14 protein-coding genes are annotated in these 14,977 nt (G+C 58.6%); 9 read left to right on the top strand and 5 right to left on the bottom strand.

Annotated features, from left to right (window positions below; genetic code table 11):
- Positions 1–35: 35 nt before the first annotated feature.
- Positions 36–794, bottom strand: coding sequence for an SDR family oxidoreductase (locus AK821_RS22970; protein ID WP_064391936.1), 759 nt, complete (start codon positions 792–794; stop codon positions 36–38).
- Positions 795–958: 164 nt separating this feature from the next.
- On the opposite strand from AK821_RS22970, the gene AK821_RS22965 reads away from it, so the two are divergent.
- The 4 genes from AK821_RS22965 (at position 959) to groL (ending at position 4,483) form a co-directional block, all read left to right on the top strand.
- Positions 959–1,690 carry a HugZ family pyridoxamine 5'-phosphate oxidase gene (locus tag AK821_RS22965; RefSeq protein WP_064391930.1) on the top strand — a complete coding sequence of 244 codons (732 nt, stop codon included), beginning with the start codon at positions 959–961 and terminating at the stop codon, positions 1,688–1,690.
- Positions 1,691–1,755: 65 nt separating this feature from the next.
- Complete coding sequence (locus tag AK821_RS22960) at positions 1,756–2,232, top strand: FxsA family protein (RefSeq protein ID WP_064391928.1); 477 nt, start codon at positions 1,756–1,758, stop codon at positions 2,230–2,232.
- A 260-nt stretch (positions 2,233–2,492) separates the two neighbouring features.
- Positions 2,493–2,786, top strand: a complete 294-nt coding sequence (locus AK821_RS22955) for a co-chaperone GroES (RefSeq protein WP_007916610.1) — start codon at positions 2,493–2,495, stop codon at positions 2,784–2,786.
- A 50-nt stretch (positions 2,787–2,836) separates the two neighbouring features.
- A complete protein-coding gene (gene groL, locus AK821_RS22950; protein ID WP_064391926.1) occupies positions 2,837–4,483 on the top strand; it encodes a chaperonin GroEL in 1,647 nt (548 codons plus the stop codon).
- A gap of 192 nt (positions 4,484–4,675) precedes the next feature.
- On the opposite strand, the gene AK821_RS22945 is transcribed toward groL, so the two are convergent.
- Positions 4,676–5,419: a phosphatase PAP2 family protein gene (locus AK821_RS22945; RefSeq protein ID WP_064391924.1), complete on the bottom strand. Its 744-nt coding sequence runs from the start codon at positions 5,417–5,419 to the stop codon at positions 4,676–4,678.
- Between the two features lie 220 nt (positions 5,420–5,639).
- Here AK821_RS22945 and colR point away from each other — a divergent pair, with 220 nt between their 5' ends.
- The 5 genes from colR to AK821_RS22920 all read left to right on the top strand — a co-directional run bounded on the left by colR (position 5,640) and on the right by AK821_RS22920 (position 9,364).
- Positions 5,640–6,311: a two-component system response regulator ColR gene (gene colR, locus AK821_RS22940; RefSeq protein ID WP_064391922.1), complete on the top strand. Its 672-nt coding sequence runs from the start codon at positions 5,640–5,642 to the stop codon at positions 6,309–6,311.
- Positions 6,311–7,585 (top strand): sensor histidine kinase, encoded by a 1,275-nt coding sequence (locus AK821_RS22935; RefSeq protein ID WP_064391921.1) that lies wholly within the window; start codon positions 6,311–6,313, stop codon positions 7,583–7,585. Before colR ends, AK821_RS22935 begins: the two co-directional genes overlap by 1 nt.
- Positions 7,586–7,747: 162 nt before the next feature.
- On the top strand, positions 7,748–8,416 hold the full coding sequence (locus tag AK821_RS22930) for a class I SAM-dependent methyltransferase (protein WP_064391919.1): 669 nt from the start codon (positions 7,748–7,750) through the stop codon (positions 8,414–8,416).
- Positions 8,417–8,420: 4 nt separating this feature from the next.
- The gene (locus tag AK821_RS22925) at positions 8,421–9,134 is read left to right on the top strand and encodes a lipopolysaccharide kinase InaA family protein (protein WP_064391917.1); all 714 of its coding nucleotides are present in this window, start codon (positions 8,421–8,423) and stop codon (positions 9,132–9,134) included.
- Between the two features lie 2 nt (positions 9,135–9,136).
- Positions 9,137–9,364, top strand: coding sequence for a hypothetical protein (locus AK821_RS22920; protein ID WP_064391915.1), 228 nt, complete (start codon positions 9,137–9,139; stop codon positions 9,362–9,364).
- Between the two features lie 135 nt (positions 9,365–9,499).
- Here AK821_RS22920 and AK821_RS22915 read toward each other — a convergent pair whose 3' ends face one another.
- The 3 genes from AK821_RS22915 to AK821_RS22905 form a co-directional block, all read right to left on the bottom strand.
- Positions 9,500–12,526 carry a multidrug efflux RND transporter permease subunit gene (locus AK821_RS22915; RefSeq protein WP_064391912.1) on the bottom strand — a complete coding sequence of 1,009 codons (3,027 nt, stop codon included), beginning with the start codon at positions 12,524–12,526 and terminating at the stop codon, positions 9,500–9,502.
- 13 nt (positions 12,527–12,539) lie between these two features.
- Positions 12,540–13,688 (bottom strand): efflux RND transporter periplasmic adaptor subunit, encoded by a 1,149-nt coding sequence (locus tag AK821_RS22910; protein WP_064391909.1) that lies wholly within the window; start codon positions 13,686–13,688, stop codon positions 12,540–12,542.
- A gap of 180 nt (positions 13,689–13,868) precedes the next feature.
- A complete protein-coding gene (locus AK821_RS22905; protein ID WP_064391908.1) occupies positions 13,869–14,969 on the bottom strand; it encodes a DUF1513 domain-containing protein in 1,101 nt (366 codons plus the stop codon).
- Positions 14,970–14,977: the final 8 nt, after the last annotated feature.

Genomic DNA, 14,977 nt, shown 5'->3' with positions numbered 1-14,977 from the left:
GCAGGCTCACTCCTACATTTGTTTTGTGTTGTCAGTTAGATGCGCAACCCGCCATCCATCTCCAGAATCCGCCCGGTGTAATAGTCGTTTTCGAAGATATACGCCGCCGAATGCGCGATCTCTTCCGGCTTGCCCATGCGCTTGAGCGGAATGCCCGACGTCATCTTCTCCAGCGCTTCCGGTTTCATGCCCAGGGTCATCTCGGTCTCGATGAAGCCCGGTGCGATGCCCGCCACGCGAATGCCATAACGCGCCAGCTCCTTCGCCCAGGTCACCGTTGCCGCTGCCACGCCAGCCTTGGCGGCGGAATAGTTGGTCTGGCCAACGTTACCGGCGCGCGAGATCGACGAGATGTTGATGATCGCGCCGCTGGTCTTCAGCTCGACCATTTTTGCCGCCACTTCACGGGTGCAGAGGAACACGCCGGTCAGGTTGACGTCGATGACGGCCTGCCACTGTGCCAGGCTCATCTTGGTCATTTCACCGTCCTTGACCTTCAACAACAGGCCATCGCGCAAAATCCCGGCGTTGTTGATCAGACCGTGGATCGCACCGAAATCGGCGGCGACCTGAGCGACCATGTGTTCGACCTGCTCTTCATTGGCAACGTTGCACAAATAGCTGCGCGCTTCGACACCCTTGGCCTTGCAAGCCGCAACCGCGTCGTCGAGTTTTTCCTGGTTCAGGTCGACCAGCGCGAGTTTCGCGCCTTTGCCAGCGAAATACTCGGCCATCGAGCGGCCCAAACCCTGGCAACCGCCTGTGATAATGATTACTTTGTCGTTGAGTTGCATTCGCATGCCCCGATAGCAGGTCTGAGTAGTTATTGTTGTAAGCGACTCCCGATCTGCACCGGCCGTGGCGGGTTTGCACATGAGAATTGCCTCAAGGCGTGACTGGGACTTGAATCCCGGCGCCTGTCCGTTTTTTCGACGGATTCTATTTAAGGAGTCATAAATTGAGCGTTGAAGTGGCCAAGAATGCCCGAGAATTGCTTCTCAAGGAATACCGTGGAGTGCTGTCGACCCACTCCAAATCGATGCCCGGTTTTCCTTTTGGCTCCGTGGTGCCGTACTGCCTGGACGAGCAGGGCCGCCCGCTGATCCTGATCAGCCGCATCGCCCAGCACACCCACAACCTGCAAAAAGACCCGAAGTGCTCATTGCTTGTCGGCGAGCGCGAGGCTGACGACGTGCAAGCCGTTGGTCGCCTGACCTATCTGGCTGAAGCGCAAAAGATCGAAGACGCCGCTGCGATAGAGTCCGCCGCCGAGCGTTATTACCGTTATTTCCCGGATTCGCAGAATTACCACAAAGCCCACGATTTCGATTTCTGGGTGCTGACCCCGGTGCGCCATCGCTACATCGGCGGTTTCGGCGCGATTCATTGGGTTGATCAATTGACCCTGGCCAATCCGTTCGCCGGCAAGGCTGAAATCAGCATGGTCGAACACATGAACAGCGACCACGCCAAAGCCATCGCGCACTACGTCGACCTCGCGGGTCTGCCGCAAACCGTGCCGGCACAACTGGCCGGGATCGACACCGAGGGCATGCACCTGCGCATCGGTCAGGCGTTGTACTGGCTGCCGTTCCCGGCGCTTTGTAATACGCCGACACAAGTGCGCGAAGCCCTGGTTTCTCTGGCTCACGCCGAGGTCTGGCCAAAAAATGAGGTGGCCGACGCTTGAATTCACGAAAGGTCGACGTCATCTAAGGCTTACTGCAAGGCATTTCTTGCGTTGAGGAAACTTTGATGCGCCCTTTTCTGTTGCTCTTTCTGCTGTTTCCGGTGCTGGAGCTGTTCGTATTCGTCAAAGTGGCAGGGGCTATCGGGTTTTTCCCGGCCCTGCTGCTGATCATTGTCGGCTCGATGTTCGGCATTTTCGTGCTGCGCGTCGCCGGTCTGGCCACTGCTTTGCGTGCCCGTGAAAGCCTGAACCGCGGCGAACTGCCTGCGCAAACCATGCTGGAAGGTTTGATGCTGGCATTGGCCGGTGGCCTGTTGATCCTGCCGGGCTTCATCAGTGATGTGGTCGGTCTGGTAATGCTGCTGCCGTTCTCCCGTCGTCTGCTGGCGAACAAAATGCGCCAGCGCGCCGAAGAACAGGCCATGCGCCAACGCGCGTTCGCCGACGATCTGCAACCCCGTGGCGGTCCTGCGCCGCGCGAGCCTCTGGGCCGCGAGGGTGATGTGATCGAAGGCGAGTTCGAACACCGCGACACCAAGTAACGGCGATATCGACACGGCACCTTCGGGTGCCGTGTTCATTTATGGGCTGCTTTTGTGCAGAACATCGGTGAAAAATTTTTCGCCTCGCCCTTGTAATAAGCTTATGCGCCCTTATGTATCGGTCACCGAAAGGTTTCTGGCATTTGAGCCAGTCAGTCTTCCGCGACTCGCTTGACGAGCCGCAACCGGCGCAGGCCGGATTTGTTAAACCCGCCGGGAATACACCGGCCGATGAAAACCACAATTAGGAGAGATCGACAATGAAGCTTCGTCCTCTGCATGACCGCGTCGTAATCCGTCGCAGCGAAGAAGAAAAGAAAACCGCTGGCGGTATCGTCCTGCCAGGTTCGGCTGCTGAAAAAGCCAACCACGGTGTGATTCTCGCTGTAGGCCCGGGCAAAGCTCTGGAAAACGGCGAAGTGCGCGCACTGTCCGTCAAGGAAGGCGACAAGGTTGTGTTCGGTCCTTACTCCGGCAGCAACACTGTGAAAGTCGACGGCGAAGACCTGCTGGTAATGAGCGAGAACGAAATCCTCGCTGTTATCGAAGGCTGATACCCCCGTTCATTTTCCCGCTACTACAAAGTATTTAAGGAATATCGATCATGGCTGCTAAAGAAGTTAAATTCGGCGATTCCGCCCGCAAGAAAATGCTCGTTGGTGTCAACGTCCTGGCTGACGCAGTAAAAGCGACCCTGGGCCCGAAAGGCCGTAACGTGATCCTCGAGAAGAGCTTCGGCGCTCCGACCATCACCAAGGACGGCGTTTCCGTCGCCAAAGAAATCGAACTCGAAGATCGCTTCGAAAACATGGGCGCGCAGCTGGTCAAAGACGTTGCCTCCCGTGCCAACGATGACGCTGGTGACGGTACTACCACCGCTACCGTTCTGGCTCAGTCGATCGTCAACGAAGGCCTGAAAGCCGTCGCTGCCGGCATGAACCCAATGGACCTGAAGCGCGGCATCGACAAGGCGACCATCGCCATCGTCAAAGAGCTGAAAAACCTGTCCAAGCCATGCGCTGACACCAAGGCTATCGCTCAGGTAGGCACCATCTCGGCCAACTCCGACAACTCCATCGGCGACATCATTGCCGAAGCCATGGAAAAAGTCGGTAAAGAAGGCGTGATCACCGTTGAAGAAGGCACTGGCCTGGAAAACGAACTGTCGGTTGTAGAAGGCATGCAGTTCGACCGTGGCTACCTGTCCCCGTACTTCGTCAACAAGCCGGAAACCATGGTTGCCGAACTGGACAACCCACTGGTTCTGCTGGTCGACAAAAAGATCTCGAACATCCGCGAAATGCTGCCAGTACTGGAAGCCGTTGCCAAAGCCGGCCGTCCACTGCTGATCGTTTCCGAAGACGTTGAAGGCGAAGCCCTGGCGACTCTGGTTGTGAACAACATGCGTGGCATCGTCAAAGTCGCAGCCGTCAAGGCGCCAGGCTTCGGCGACCGTCGCAAGGCCATGCTGCAGGACATCGCTGTTCTGACCGGCGGTACCGTTATCTCCGAAGAGATCGGTCTGAGCCTGGAAGCCGCTACCCTGGAAAACCTGGGCAGCGCCAAGCGCGTGACCATCTCCAAGGAAAACACCATCATCGTTGACGGTGCTGGCGTTGCAGGCGACATCGAATCGCGTATCGCTCAGATCCGCGCTCAGGTTGCCGAAACTTCCTCGGACTACGACCGTGAAAAACTGCAAGAGCGTCTGGCCAAACTGTCCGGCGGCGTTGCAGTGATCAAGGTTGGCGCTGGTTCCGAAGTTGAAATGAAAGAGAAGAAAGCCCGCGTTGAAGACGCCCTGCACGCTACCCGTGCAGCCGTTGAAGAAGGCGTGGTACCTGGCGGTGGCGTTGCGCTGATCCGTGCACTGGAAGCCATCCTTGACCTGAAAGGCGACAACGCCGATCAGGACGTAGGTATCGCTGTTCTGCGCCGTGCAATCGAAGCTCCGCTGCGTCAGATCGCTGCCAACAGCGGCGACGAGCCAAGCGTTGTGGTCAATGAAGTCAAGAACGGCAAAGGTAACTTCGGTTACAACGCTGCGACTGGCGAATACGGCGACATGATCGAAATGGGCATCCTGGACCCAACCAAGGTGACCCGTTCGGCTCTGCAAGCAGCCTCGTCGATCGGCGGTCTGATCCTGACCACCGAAGCAGCTGTAGCTGACGCGCCGAAGAAAGATGGCGGCGCTGGCGGCGGCATGCCAGACATGGGCGGCATGGGTGGCATGGGCGGCATGATGTAAGCCTGCCTTACCCCTGTAACGCAAAACCCCGCTGACGCGAGTCAGCGGGGTTTTTTATTATCCAGATCCTGGCTTCACCGCGAATCAATGTGGGAGCGAGCCTGCTCGCCAATTCGGTGTGTCATTCAACATTTATGTTGGCTGAACCGACGCCTTCGCGAGCAGGCTCGCTCCCACAATTGGATTGGTGTTTCAGGCGCTGACCGGTTGTGCCTTGGCGACTACCTCAGCCTTCACCGCCGGGCGATACAGCACCCAGTAATACGAGCCCAGGCAAATCAACCAGCAGAAAATCGCCGTCCACACGTTGTGTGAAAAGAAGTGCGCGCCCTGCATCATCCGGCTGATCGAAAACACCGAGCCCAGTGCAAAGGCGAAGATAAACGCCTGTCTGGCCAGACGCGGACGGCGGTCACGCAGCACAAAAAACAGCGCAAACAAGGTGAACCCGGTAGCCGCATGCCCCCCCGGCCAGCAACGACCAGGCTTGTCGGTCTGCGGACGATGCTCCATCAGCTTGCTGTAAGTCTCATGGCCGCCAAATTGCTCAAGGCTCCACGGGCACTGCACGGCGGTCACGGCTTTGACTGGCGTGACGAAAGACGTCGCCAGCCCCAGCGACAACACCAGGCAACCCAACTCACGCTTGAACGGTTTCAGCCGCTCAATGAAGAACGCACCGATGAAACCGAGGATCGCAAACACTGAAAAGGCGATGACCACTTCTTTGGCGCGGTCGTGCAGGATGTCTTCGAGAAAGTAACTGTGGCGCCCGATAAAGTCGCCCGCGACCGGGTCGTAAAACAGTCTGGCCAGATACATGTCCAGATCGGTGAGTTCGAGCAGTACCAGAATGATCGCCGCAATGGCAGGTAATCCCAGGCACCACCAGAAATTCAGCGGCCTGGAAACGGGACGGGCAGAGGTCGACACCATGATGATTCCTTGGTCGGTAAGTGTGTTCTGAGGAGCGCAGCCGCGGGGAGTCTGCGCGTGCCGGCGTCGAGGATTTGTTAATCGAAAGTGAAAAAAACGTTGCCCGGCACAATGAACGATTTTCTCCGCAAACAACCCAACACATGCCTAGCGGTAAGCCACACTTGGCCTTAAGCTGCGCGGGCCAAGACGGCCGTTACCGTGTACGGAAGAGGTGCCCATGCGAATCCTAGTGGTCGAAGACAACCGCGACATCCTGGCCAATCTGGCCGATTATCTGGGCCTCAAGGGCTATACCGTCGATTGTGCCCAGGACGGTCTGTCGGGATTGCATCTGGCGGCCACCGAGCATTACGACCTGATCGTGCTCGACATCATGTTGCCGGGGATCGACGGCTACACCCTGTGCAAACGTCTGCGTGAAGATGCCCGCCGCGACACGCCAGTGATCATGCTCACCGCCCGCGATCAGCTTGATGACCGTTTGCAGGGTTTCAAGTCCGGTGCCGATGATTACCTGATCAAACCGTTCGCCTTGTCCGAGCTGGCGGCACGCGTCGAAGCGGTGATGCGCCGTGCACAGGGCGGCGGACGACGGGCGTTGCAAGTGGCGGATTTGAGCTATGACCTTGATACGCTGGAAGTGACGCGCGACGGCAAGCTGCTCAAACTTAATCCGGTCGGCCTCAAATTGCTGGCCGTGTTGATGCAGAAAAGCCCGCACGTCTTGCGCCGTGAAGTCCTCGAAGAAGCGCTGTGGGGCGATGATTGCCCGGACAGCGACAGCCTGCGCAGCCATGTGCACCAGCTGCGCCAAGTGATCGACAAACCTTTTGCCAAACCACTGCTGCATACCGTGCACGGCGTGGGTTACCGCCTGGCCGATGCGTAATGGAGTTTAGACAGAGCCTTTCCCAACGGATCATCATCGCCTTCGCGCTGATGAGTGCGCTGGTGGCTGGCGCCTTCGCCATGGGCATCGTCGCGACCGTGCATCTGGTGGAAGAAAAGCTGATTTCGGCGGGGCTGGGCGGTGACCTGCAGCGTCTGCTTTTGATGGACAACGTCTCGGACTGGAGCCACCGGCCGGAGCCCGATCAACTGTTCTATTTCAGTGGTGGGCCGGGCGATTTCGAACTGCCGAAGGATCTGCGTCACCTCGATTCGGGTTTCCACGAAGTCTTTCGCGAGCAGCTGTCGTACCACGCAATGGTCGAAATCGTCGACGGTCGCCGTTATGTGCTGCTGCAGGATCAAAGCGATTTCGAAGAGCGCGAGCGTGTTTTGTTTGCCGTAGTGCTGGTGGGTTTTGTGCTCAGTCTGGCGCTGGCGGTATTCCTTGGCTGGGTGCTGGCACGCAAAGTGATGGCGCCGGTTGTACGCCTTGCACGGCAGGTGCGCCATCGTGATCAACTGCTCGGATTGGCGCCACCGCTGGCGCCCGATTACGCGGCTGACGAAGTCGGGGAATTGGCGGTGGCTTTCGATGCCACACTGGGACGTTTACGGCAGGCGCTGACCCGCGAGCGCTTGTTTACCAGTGACGTCAGCCATGAATTGCGAACGCCGCTGATGGTGCTGGCGAGCTCCTGTGAATTGTTACTGGAAAACCCGGGCATCGACCAGCGTGGACGTTCTCAGGTTGAACGCATCGCTCGTGCCAGCGAAGAGATGCGCGAGCTGGTACAGACTTTCCTCATGCTTGCTCGCGCTCAGCATGAAGACGCTGGCATGGCGCCTCAGCAAAACCTTGCCCAAGTAGCCGAAAACCTGCTTTGTCTGTGGCGCGGGCCCATTCAAAGCAAAGGTCTGAAACTGCTTTATGAGCCGGGCAGTCTGCGAGATACCCGTTATAACGCGACCCTGTTGAATGCTGTCATGGGCAACCTGTTGCGCAATGCATTGCATTACACCGAGCAGGGCTTCATTCGCCTGGCGCTCAATGCCAACGGGTTTGTGGTCGAGGATTCGGGCGTGGGTATCCCCGAAGAAAAACGCGAGGCGATGTTCGAGCCGTTTGTCCGTGGCAGTGAGAAGCGGGGAGAGGGATTGGGGCTGGGCTTGTCACTGGTACAGCGCATCTGCGAAGACCAGGGCTGGACGGTGTCCTTGAGCACCATGGAGCCCAATGGCTGTCGCTTCGAAGTTGATCTGGGCAAAGCCTGAGAGGCGGTGGTGGCACCCAGCCACTCCCGCCAACCTGTCTAAATCCTGTATAACCTTGAAATAGTTTGGCGGTTTACCCAACAATTTTTTCACAAATGGATGACCTGACGCTGACACGCTGCTCCCTAAGGTGGTGACAACAGCAATTCAGGAGTCCTGGTGATGGCCGGCCCGATCAAACTCGATTTTTCCGAAAAGTACGACGACAAGCACGCGCAAAAATATTTGCGCAAGCATCAAGCCAATCTCGGTCGGCGGTTGTCCCATTGGCGTGACGAACAGTTGGCCCGAAAAGCGCTGACGTTGGCCGGTGAACCAGGGCTGGTGCTGGATTTGCCGTGCGGTGCGGGGCGTTTCTGGCCACTACTGGCAGAAAAACCGAATCGGGTGATCATTGGCGCGGACAACTCCGAATCGATGATCAAGACGGCGATGCAGGCGCAAGCGGCCGATGTGGTGAAGCGGGTACAACCCTTGCACACATCTGCGTTCGACATTGCTTTGCCTGATAATGCCGTCGATAGCATTTTCTGCATGCGTTTGCTCCATCACATCGGTGAAGCCGAGCATCGACGGGCCATTCTGCGTGAGTTCGAGCGCGTCACCCGCGACAGCGTGATCATTTCGTTGTGGGTGGATGGCAACTTCAAGGCCTGGAAACGCAAAAAGGCCGAGGCCAAGCGTGGGCAGGAAGGTTACCAGAACCGTTTTGTGTTACCGGCTGCTACGGTCGAGAAAGAATTCGAGGCCGCAGGGTTCCGCATTCAGGAACAATTGGATTTCATCCCGCTCTATGCCATGTGGCGGGTTTACGTATTACGCAAGAGGTAGTGGGATGGCAGTGCAATTTGCAGCAGAAACGGGCGTCGCTCCGCAGGATCGCTTTGACTATTACTGGAACCAGCACGGTGAGTGGGTAGAAGAGCCCAACGTCCGCCGTGGTGGCGAAAGTGGTGTGCAACGGGTCATGGGACGTGACGGCCAGTTGTTGTATGCAAAGCGCCAGACCGGGCATATCTATCGCAGCTGGTTGCACCCTTTCGGCCGCCCGACGGTATTGCGTGAGCTGGATGCCCTGACCGGCGTCAGCAAAATCGGGGTGCGGGTGCCGGAAATCGTTTTCTGCGGCGCTCAGCCTGATCCGCAGTACAAGTGGCGTGCGCTGTTGGTGACCAAGTCGCTGGATGGCTTTGACGAGCTGGAAAAATGGGAAGCGGCAGGCGGGCGTGCGCAATACGGTGAAGCCGTTTACGAACGCGTATTGAAAGACCTCGCCGAAAACCTCGCGCGCATGCACAAGGGTCGTTGGCAGCACAGCTGCATCTATATCAAACACGTGTTCGTGCGGGTCACTGGCGAAGGCGATTCGGCCAAGGTCGAAGTTGCGCTGATCGATCTGGAGAAATGCCGCCAGCGTCTGACCGCTCATCGCGCCGCCTCCCACGACATGAAGCAATTGCGCCGCCATTCGTCGTTCAGCGAAACAGACTGGAAAAAACTCGTCTATTTTTATGAGACGGCGTTTGGCAGCGCTATCAAAGGTTTATAGCGATGAAACTAGAAATTGCACGAGGTTTGTTTCTGGTTGGAGCCTTGGCAGTTGCATCATTGGCGGTGGCAGCCTGGGAGCAGCCCCGCATGCAGGTTGTGGGTGCGTCGTTCGACGACGCCCACTGCGCAGTACCGCGGGTGGCAAAAGCCTCCGTGGCGACCAAACCCGATCATGATCTGTTGCTGTTCATGTTCGGACTTTCCCAAGGGATGAGGCCGCAGAGTTGAACCGATTGAAGCCCACATAAAAGGCCTCGCAGACGCGAGGCCTTTTTTATGCAAGCAAGATCAAACGATCGCAGCCTTCGGCAGCTCCTACATGGATCGGTGTAGGAGCTGCCGAAGGCTGCGATCTTTTTGCTTTCAAGGCTTATCAGGTTTCGCCAGCAAGGTGTAAACGCACGGCAGCACAAACAGCGTAAACAATGTGCCGATCGACATCCCCGTGGCAATCACCATGCCGATATCAAAACGGCTGACCGCACCGGCACCCGTGGCGAGAATCAACGGCACCATGCCAAACACCATCGCCGCCGTGGTCATCAACACCGGGCGCAAACGAATGGCCGCGGCTTCCTCAACCGCCTCGCGTGCGGTCAGCCCCTTGTCCTTGCGCAACTGGTTGGCGAATTCGACGATCAGGATCCCGTGCTTGCTGATCAGACCGATCAGCGTTACCAGCCCGACCTGGGTGTAGATGTTCATGCTCGACCAGCCAAGGAACAGCGGAATCAGCGCCCCGCAGATCGACAGCGGCACCGTCACCAGAATCACCAGCGGATCGCGGAAACTCTCGAACTGCGCTGCCAGCACCAGAAAGATGATCGCCAGCGCCAAGGCGAACGTCACCCACAAGGCACTGCCTTCCTGGACGAATTGTCGCGATGCACCGCCATAGTCGAAGGCAAACCCGGCCGGTGCCTCTTCGCGGGCGATCTGCAGCACGGTGTCGATGGCTTCGCCCATGCTCACCAGCGGAAAGCCGGAAATCTTCGCCGCGTTGAGTTGCTGGAACTGGTTGAGCTGGCGCGGTCGTGCGCGGTCGCTGACTTTGATCAGCGTCGACAACGGCAGCAATTCGCCCTGGGTGTTTTTCACGTAGTAACTGTTCAGCCAGTCCGGATTGTCGCGATAGGGCCGTTCAACCTGAGCAATCACCTTGTAGCTGCGCCCATCAATGGTGAAACGGTTGATTTCCGCCTCGCCCAGCAGCGTTGCCAGCGTGCCGCCCAAGTCCTGCATCGACACGCCCATCTGCGCCGCTTTGGCGCGGTCGATATCGACGACGACTTCGGGTTTGTCGAACGCCAGATCAAGGTCGACGAAGGCAAACTTGCCCGACTCCATGGCGCGCTTCTTGATCCGGTCGGCGACTTGCAGCAGCAGTTCGTAATCGTTGGCCGTATTGACCACGAACTCGAACGGCAGGCCCTCACCGGTGCCGGGCAGGGAGGGCAGGTTGAAACCGAAAATCTGCAATCCCGGGATCGCACCCAGTTTGCCTTGTACCTCGGGGAGGATCTGCATCTGCGTGCGGCTGCGCTCGTTCCATGGCTTGAGCAGGAAGCCGCCGATGCCCGCCTGTACACCGTTGTAGCCGTTGATCTGGAACGAGGAGTAGTACTCCGGGAATTCCTTGAAGATCTTGATGAATTCGTCGGTGTAGGTGCTCAGGTAATCAAGATTGGTCGGCTGCGGGGCGGTGGCCATCATGAAAATAATGCCCTGATCCTCGTCCGGCGCCAGTTCCGATTTGGTGAACTTGAGGAACACCGGGATCAGGCACAGCACGATCACCGCGAACACCAGCACCACCGGCCGCGTGTTCAGCGTGCCGTGCAGCATGCTCTGGTAGCGGCGCTTGAGGCCGTCGAAGATGCGGTCGAGACGATGGGCGAGGCCGCTGGGGTTTTGTTCATGGCGCAGCAGATAGGCGCACATCATCGGCGACAGGGTCAGGGCGACGATGCCGGAAATCACCACTGCCCCGGCCAGCGTCAGGGCGAACTCCTTGAACAACGCCCCGGTCAGTCCGGTGAGAAAACCGATCGGCGCGTACACCGCCGCCAGCGTAATGGTCATCGAGACCACCGGCATGGCGATTTCCCGTGCGCCTTCAAGGGCGGCTTCAAACGGCGTCTTGCCTTCCTCGATGTGCCGGTGGATGTTTTCCACCACGACAATTGCATCGTCGACCACCAGACCGATGGCCAGTACCATCGCCAGCAGCGTCAGCAGGTTCATCGAGTAGCCCATCATCTGCATGAAAAACATCACGCCGATCATCGACAGCGGAATGGTCACCACCGGGATCACCACCGACCGCAGCGCACCGAGGAACAGGAACACCACGACAATGACGATCAGCACCGCTTCGAACAGGGTTTTCACCACTTCATCGATCGAGGCCTGAATAAACAGCGTGGCGTCGTAGGCGATCTCGCTTTTCAGGTTCGGCGGCAGTTGCGCTTCCAGCTCCGGCATCAGCTTGCGCACTTCCTTGATCACGTCCAGCGGGTTGGCGCCCGGCGTGGCCTTGATGCCGATGTACACCGACGGCGTGCCGCCGAACGAGCTGATCGAATCGTAGTTTTCCGCACCCATTTCCACCCGCGCGACATCGCTGAGCAGCACCCGGCTGTCGCCACTGACCTTGAGCGGAATGGCCGCAAACGCTTCGGCGGATTTCAGTTCGGTGTTGGCGTTGATGCTGGTGACCACGTATTCGCCTTTCACCTCGCCGGCGGCGGAGAGGAAGTTGTACTGGCGCACGGCGTTGGTCACATCACTTGCGCTGAGGCCGAAACCGGCGAGTTTCACCGGGTCGAGCCACAGGCGCATGGCGAACACCTGATTGCCGAGAATCTCCGCTTCGGCCATGCCCGGCAGCGTCGCCAGTTTTGGCTGGATCACCCGTGACAGGTAGTCGGTGATCTGCGGATTGCTCAAATCCTTGCTGAAGAAGCTGATGTACATCAGCGCCGAAGCGTCGGCGGATTCCTTGCTCAACACCGGGTCTTCGGCGTCCTGCGGCAGCTTGTTTTTGACTTCATTGGCCTTGGCCAGCAATTCGGTGAACAAACGGTCGGTGTTGGCGCCGATGCGCGCATAAATCGAGATCACCGAGAAGTTCTGCCGGCTGACCGAGGTCATGTAGTCGATGCCCTCGGCGCTGGCCAGACTCTGTTGCATCGGCTGGGTGATGTAACCCTGAATGGTTTCGGCGTTGGCCCCCGGGTAAGCGGTGGTCACCGTGATCAGGGCGTTTTCCATTTGCGGGTATTGGCGCAGCGGCAACTTGCTCCAGGCTTGGAAGCCGAGCAACACAATCAACAGGCTGACCACGGTGGCGAGCACCGGGCGGCGGATGAACGGATCGGTAAAAGCCATGGGGATTCCTTGATCAGTCTGCGCGAGGCGGACTGTTCTGCTCGCCGAGGGTCTTGTCGTCGCTGATGGCAATGTGTGCGCCGTTGTCCAGTTTGATCTGGCCGGCCGTCACCACTTGTTCGCCGCTCTGCACGCCCTTGTTGATCATCACCAAGCCGTCGCGGCGTTCACCGGTTTCGATGAAGCGGCGTTCGGCGATCAGTACTGGTTGGCCTTTGTCGTCTTTCTCGACGTTGCCGTCCTCGGCTTTCTTCTGCCCGACCACGTAGATCGAGTTGCCGTAAAGGGTGTAGGTGATCGCGCTTTCCGGCACGACGATGTGTTTCTGCGGATCGGGCAGCAGCACTTCAAGGCTGGTGAACATGCCAGGCAGCAATTTACCGTCCGGGTTGCCCAGGGTGGCGCGGATCAGAATGTTGCGCGTGGTGCTTTCGACGATCGGGTTGATCGCGCTGATCTTGCCGGCGAAGTTTTGCCCGGGGTAAGCGGAGACCGAGATTTGCACCGGTTGACCGATGGCCAGTTTCGGCACCGATTGTTCGGGCAGGTAGAAGTCGGCGTAGAGGCTGCTCAAATCCTGCAATGTGGCAATTTTGGTGCCGCTGGCAAGGTAGTCGCCGACGTCGACCTGACGGATGCCGATGGTGCCGCTGAACGGCGCGAGGATGCGTTTTTTTGCCAGCGAAGCGTTGAGCTGATTGACCGTGGCTTTGTTCTTTTGCAGCACGGCGGAGAGGCGGTCGTATTCGCCTTTGGAGATCGCGCGGCTGTCGACCAGTTGACTGCCACGGCCGAAGTCCAGTTGCGCCAGACCCAGATCAGCCTTGGCGGTTTCCAGCAATGCGGTTTCGACGGCGCTGTCGAGTTGCAGCAGCGGTTGCCCGGCCTTGACCTTCTGTCCGGATTCGAATTTGAGTTCGGTGACGGTGCCGGCGACTTCCAGGCTCAGCTCGACGCCTTGCAGCGCCTTGAGCGTGCCGACGGTGGGCAGGCGCATCTGCCACGGCTGTTCGGTCGCGTTGGCCACGGCGACACTGATCGGCGGCTTTGGCTTGGAAAAGCCCTGGATCATCGTATAGATCGAAAAGGCTTTGTACCCGCCCAGCACCAGGACGATCAGTAACACAACACCCAACATGATCAGCATGCGGCGACGCAGCATATTTCCAGTTCCTTGGATAAATCAGGTGAGACAGGCGGGCACATTACTCCGAGTACAGGGGGGATTCCAACTGGCAGTTATTACAAGGGGGCGCAAAAAGATCGCAGCCTTCGGCAGCTCCTACAGAGGAGTGTATTCCAATGTAAGAGCTGACGAAGGCTGCGATCTTTTAAGGCTGTTTCAGGCCATCAGATGCAGATGGTTGTCCCAGAGCCCCGCCGGCAACTCCAGCGGCTTGGCCAACAGTTCATCCTGACGGCAATCGTAATAGCGGCAACGGCCCTGACCGGAGGTCACGACAAAACCGTCCTGCACCGCCCCCACGCCCGCGCAATCTGGCAACGGCGCATCGAGGCGCACTTCACCGCTGTCCAGATCCCAGATAAAGAAGCGGTTGCCACGTGGCGCCGTCAGTGCAACCAGACGCAAATCGCTATGCACCGCAACACTGGCGGTGTAATGCCCCATCGACTGCAACTGATGCTCCGGCACCGGGAACGCCACGAATGGCTGCCCCGGTCGCTTGATCGCCAGCAACTCCGAACGCTCGTGCGAGGCGCCCATGAATTGCTGACCGGCAACGATGGTGCCGTCGCTGGCGATGCCCAGATGGCGCACGCTGTTCATCTGCTGGGCGAGGGTTTCCTTGCTCAGCAACGTACCGTCGCGTTGCATCAGCACCAGACTCGGCTCCATGGCGTTGAGGTTCATGTCGACGCGGCTTTCCGCCTCGGTACGAATCCCGCCATTGGCCACCACCAGCGTCTCGCCGTCGGGCATCCACGACACTTGATGCGGACCGAGACCGTGGGTGGAAATCTCGCCGGTGTGCACCAGCCGCTCGCCTTCGAACCGGTACACGCCGAGCAAGCCACGGCCGGGATCGCTGGTGTCGTTCTCGGTGGCGTACAGGTACTCGCCATCCTTGTGCACCACGGCATGCCCGTAGAAATGCCGGTTCGGCTGCGAGGTCACGGTCTGCAACAGCGCGCCGTCGCGCAGGTCGATCAGATAGCTTTCAGTGCCCGGACGCCGTGCGACGAACAGCGCAATCGGCTGCGTCGGGTGGTTGATGATGTCGTGGCAGCGCTGCCCGACTTCGGTGGCGAACACGCGCGTGCCGTCCAGCCGATAACCGACGGCGTAGTGCTTGCCGTCGGTATCGTCGCGCGCCGACAGCAACAGCGGGCTCTGATCCTTGCGTTTGAACAGCGTCCAGCCGCCCAGCGTCACTGCTCCCAGCAGTGCACTACCTAAAGTCAGAACCTGGCGTCGCAGCATGGCACTTG

This window comes from Pseudomonas sp. RIT-PI-r (assembly GCF_001297015.1).
Classification (GTDB): domain Bacteria; phylum Pseudomonadota; class Gammaproteobacteria; order Pseudomonadales; family Pseudomonadaceae; genus Aquipseudomonas.
Note: the sequence above shows the minus strand (reverse complement) of the source record. Positions and strands in the feature narration are given on the sequence as shown.

Bases quoted from the DNA above. Each gene is read 5' to 3' on its own strand.
- AK821_RS22970 (WP_064391936.1), bottom strand. From the start codon at position 794: ATGCAACTCAACGACAAAGTAATCATTATCACAGGCGGTTGCCAGGGT.
- AK821_RS22960 (WP_064391928.1), top strand. From the start codon at position 1,756: ATGCGCCCTTTTCTGTTGCTCTTTCTGCTGTTTCCGGTGCTGGAGCTG.
- AK821_RS22955 (WP_007916610.1), top strand. From the start codon at position 2,493: ATGAAGCTTCGTCCTCTGCATGACCGCGTCGTAATCCGTCGCAGCGAA.
- groL (WP_064391926.1), top strand. From the start codon at position 2,837: ATGGCTGCTAAAGAAGTTAAATTCGGCGATTCCGCCCGCAAGAAAATG.
- AK821_RS22945 (WP_064391924.1), bottom strand. From the start codon at position 5,419: ATGGTGTCGACCTCTGCCCGTCCCGTTTCCAGGCCGCTGAATTTCTGG.
- colR (WP_064391922.1), top strand. From the start codon at position 5,640: ATGCGAATCCTAGTGGTCGAAGACAACCGCGACATCCTGGCCAATCTG.
- AK821_RS22935 (WP_064391921.1), top strand. From the start codon at position 6,311: ATGGAGTTTAGACAGAGCCTTTCCCAACGGATCATCATCGCCTTCGCG.
- AK821_RS22930 (WP_064391919.1), top strand. From the start codon at position 7,748: ATGGCCGGCCCGATCAAACTCGATTTTTCCGAAAAGTACGACGACAAG.
- AK821_RS22925 (WP_064391917.1), top strand. From the start codon at position 8,421: ATGGCAGTGCAATTTGCAGCAGAAACGGGCGTCGCTCCGCAGGATCGC.
- AK821_RS22920 (WP_064391915.1), top strand. From the start codon at position 9,137: ATGAAACTAGAAATTGCACGAGGTTTGTTTCTGGTTGGAGCCTTGGCA.
- AK821_RS22915 (WP_064391912.1), bottom strand. From the start codon at position 12,526: ATGGCTTTTACCGATCCGTTCATCCGCCGCCCGGTGCTCGCCACCGTG.
- AK821_RS22910 (WP_064391909.1), bottom strand. From the start codon at position 13,688: ATGCTGCGTCGCCGCATGCTGATCATGTTGGGTGTTGTGTTACTGATC.
- AK821_RS22905 (WP_064391908.1), bottom strand. From the start codon at position 14,969: ATGCTGCGACGCCAGGTTCTGACTTTAGGTAGTGCACTGCTGGGAGCA.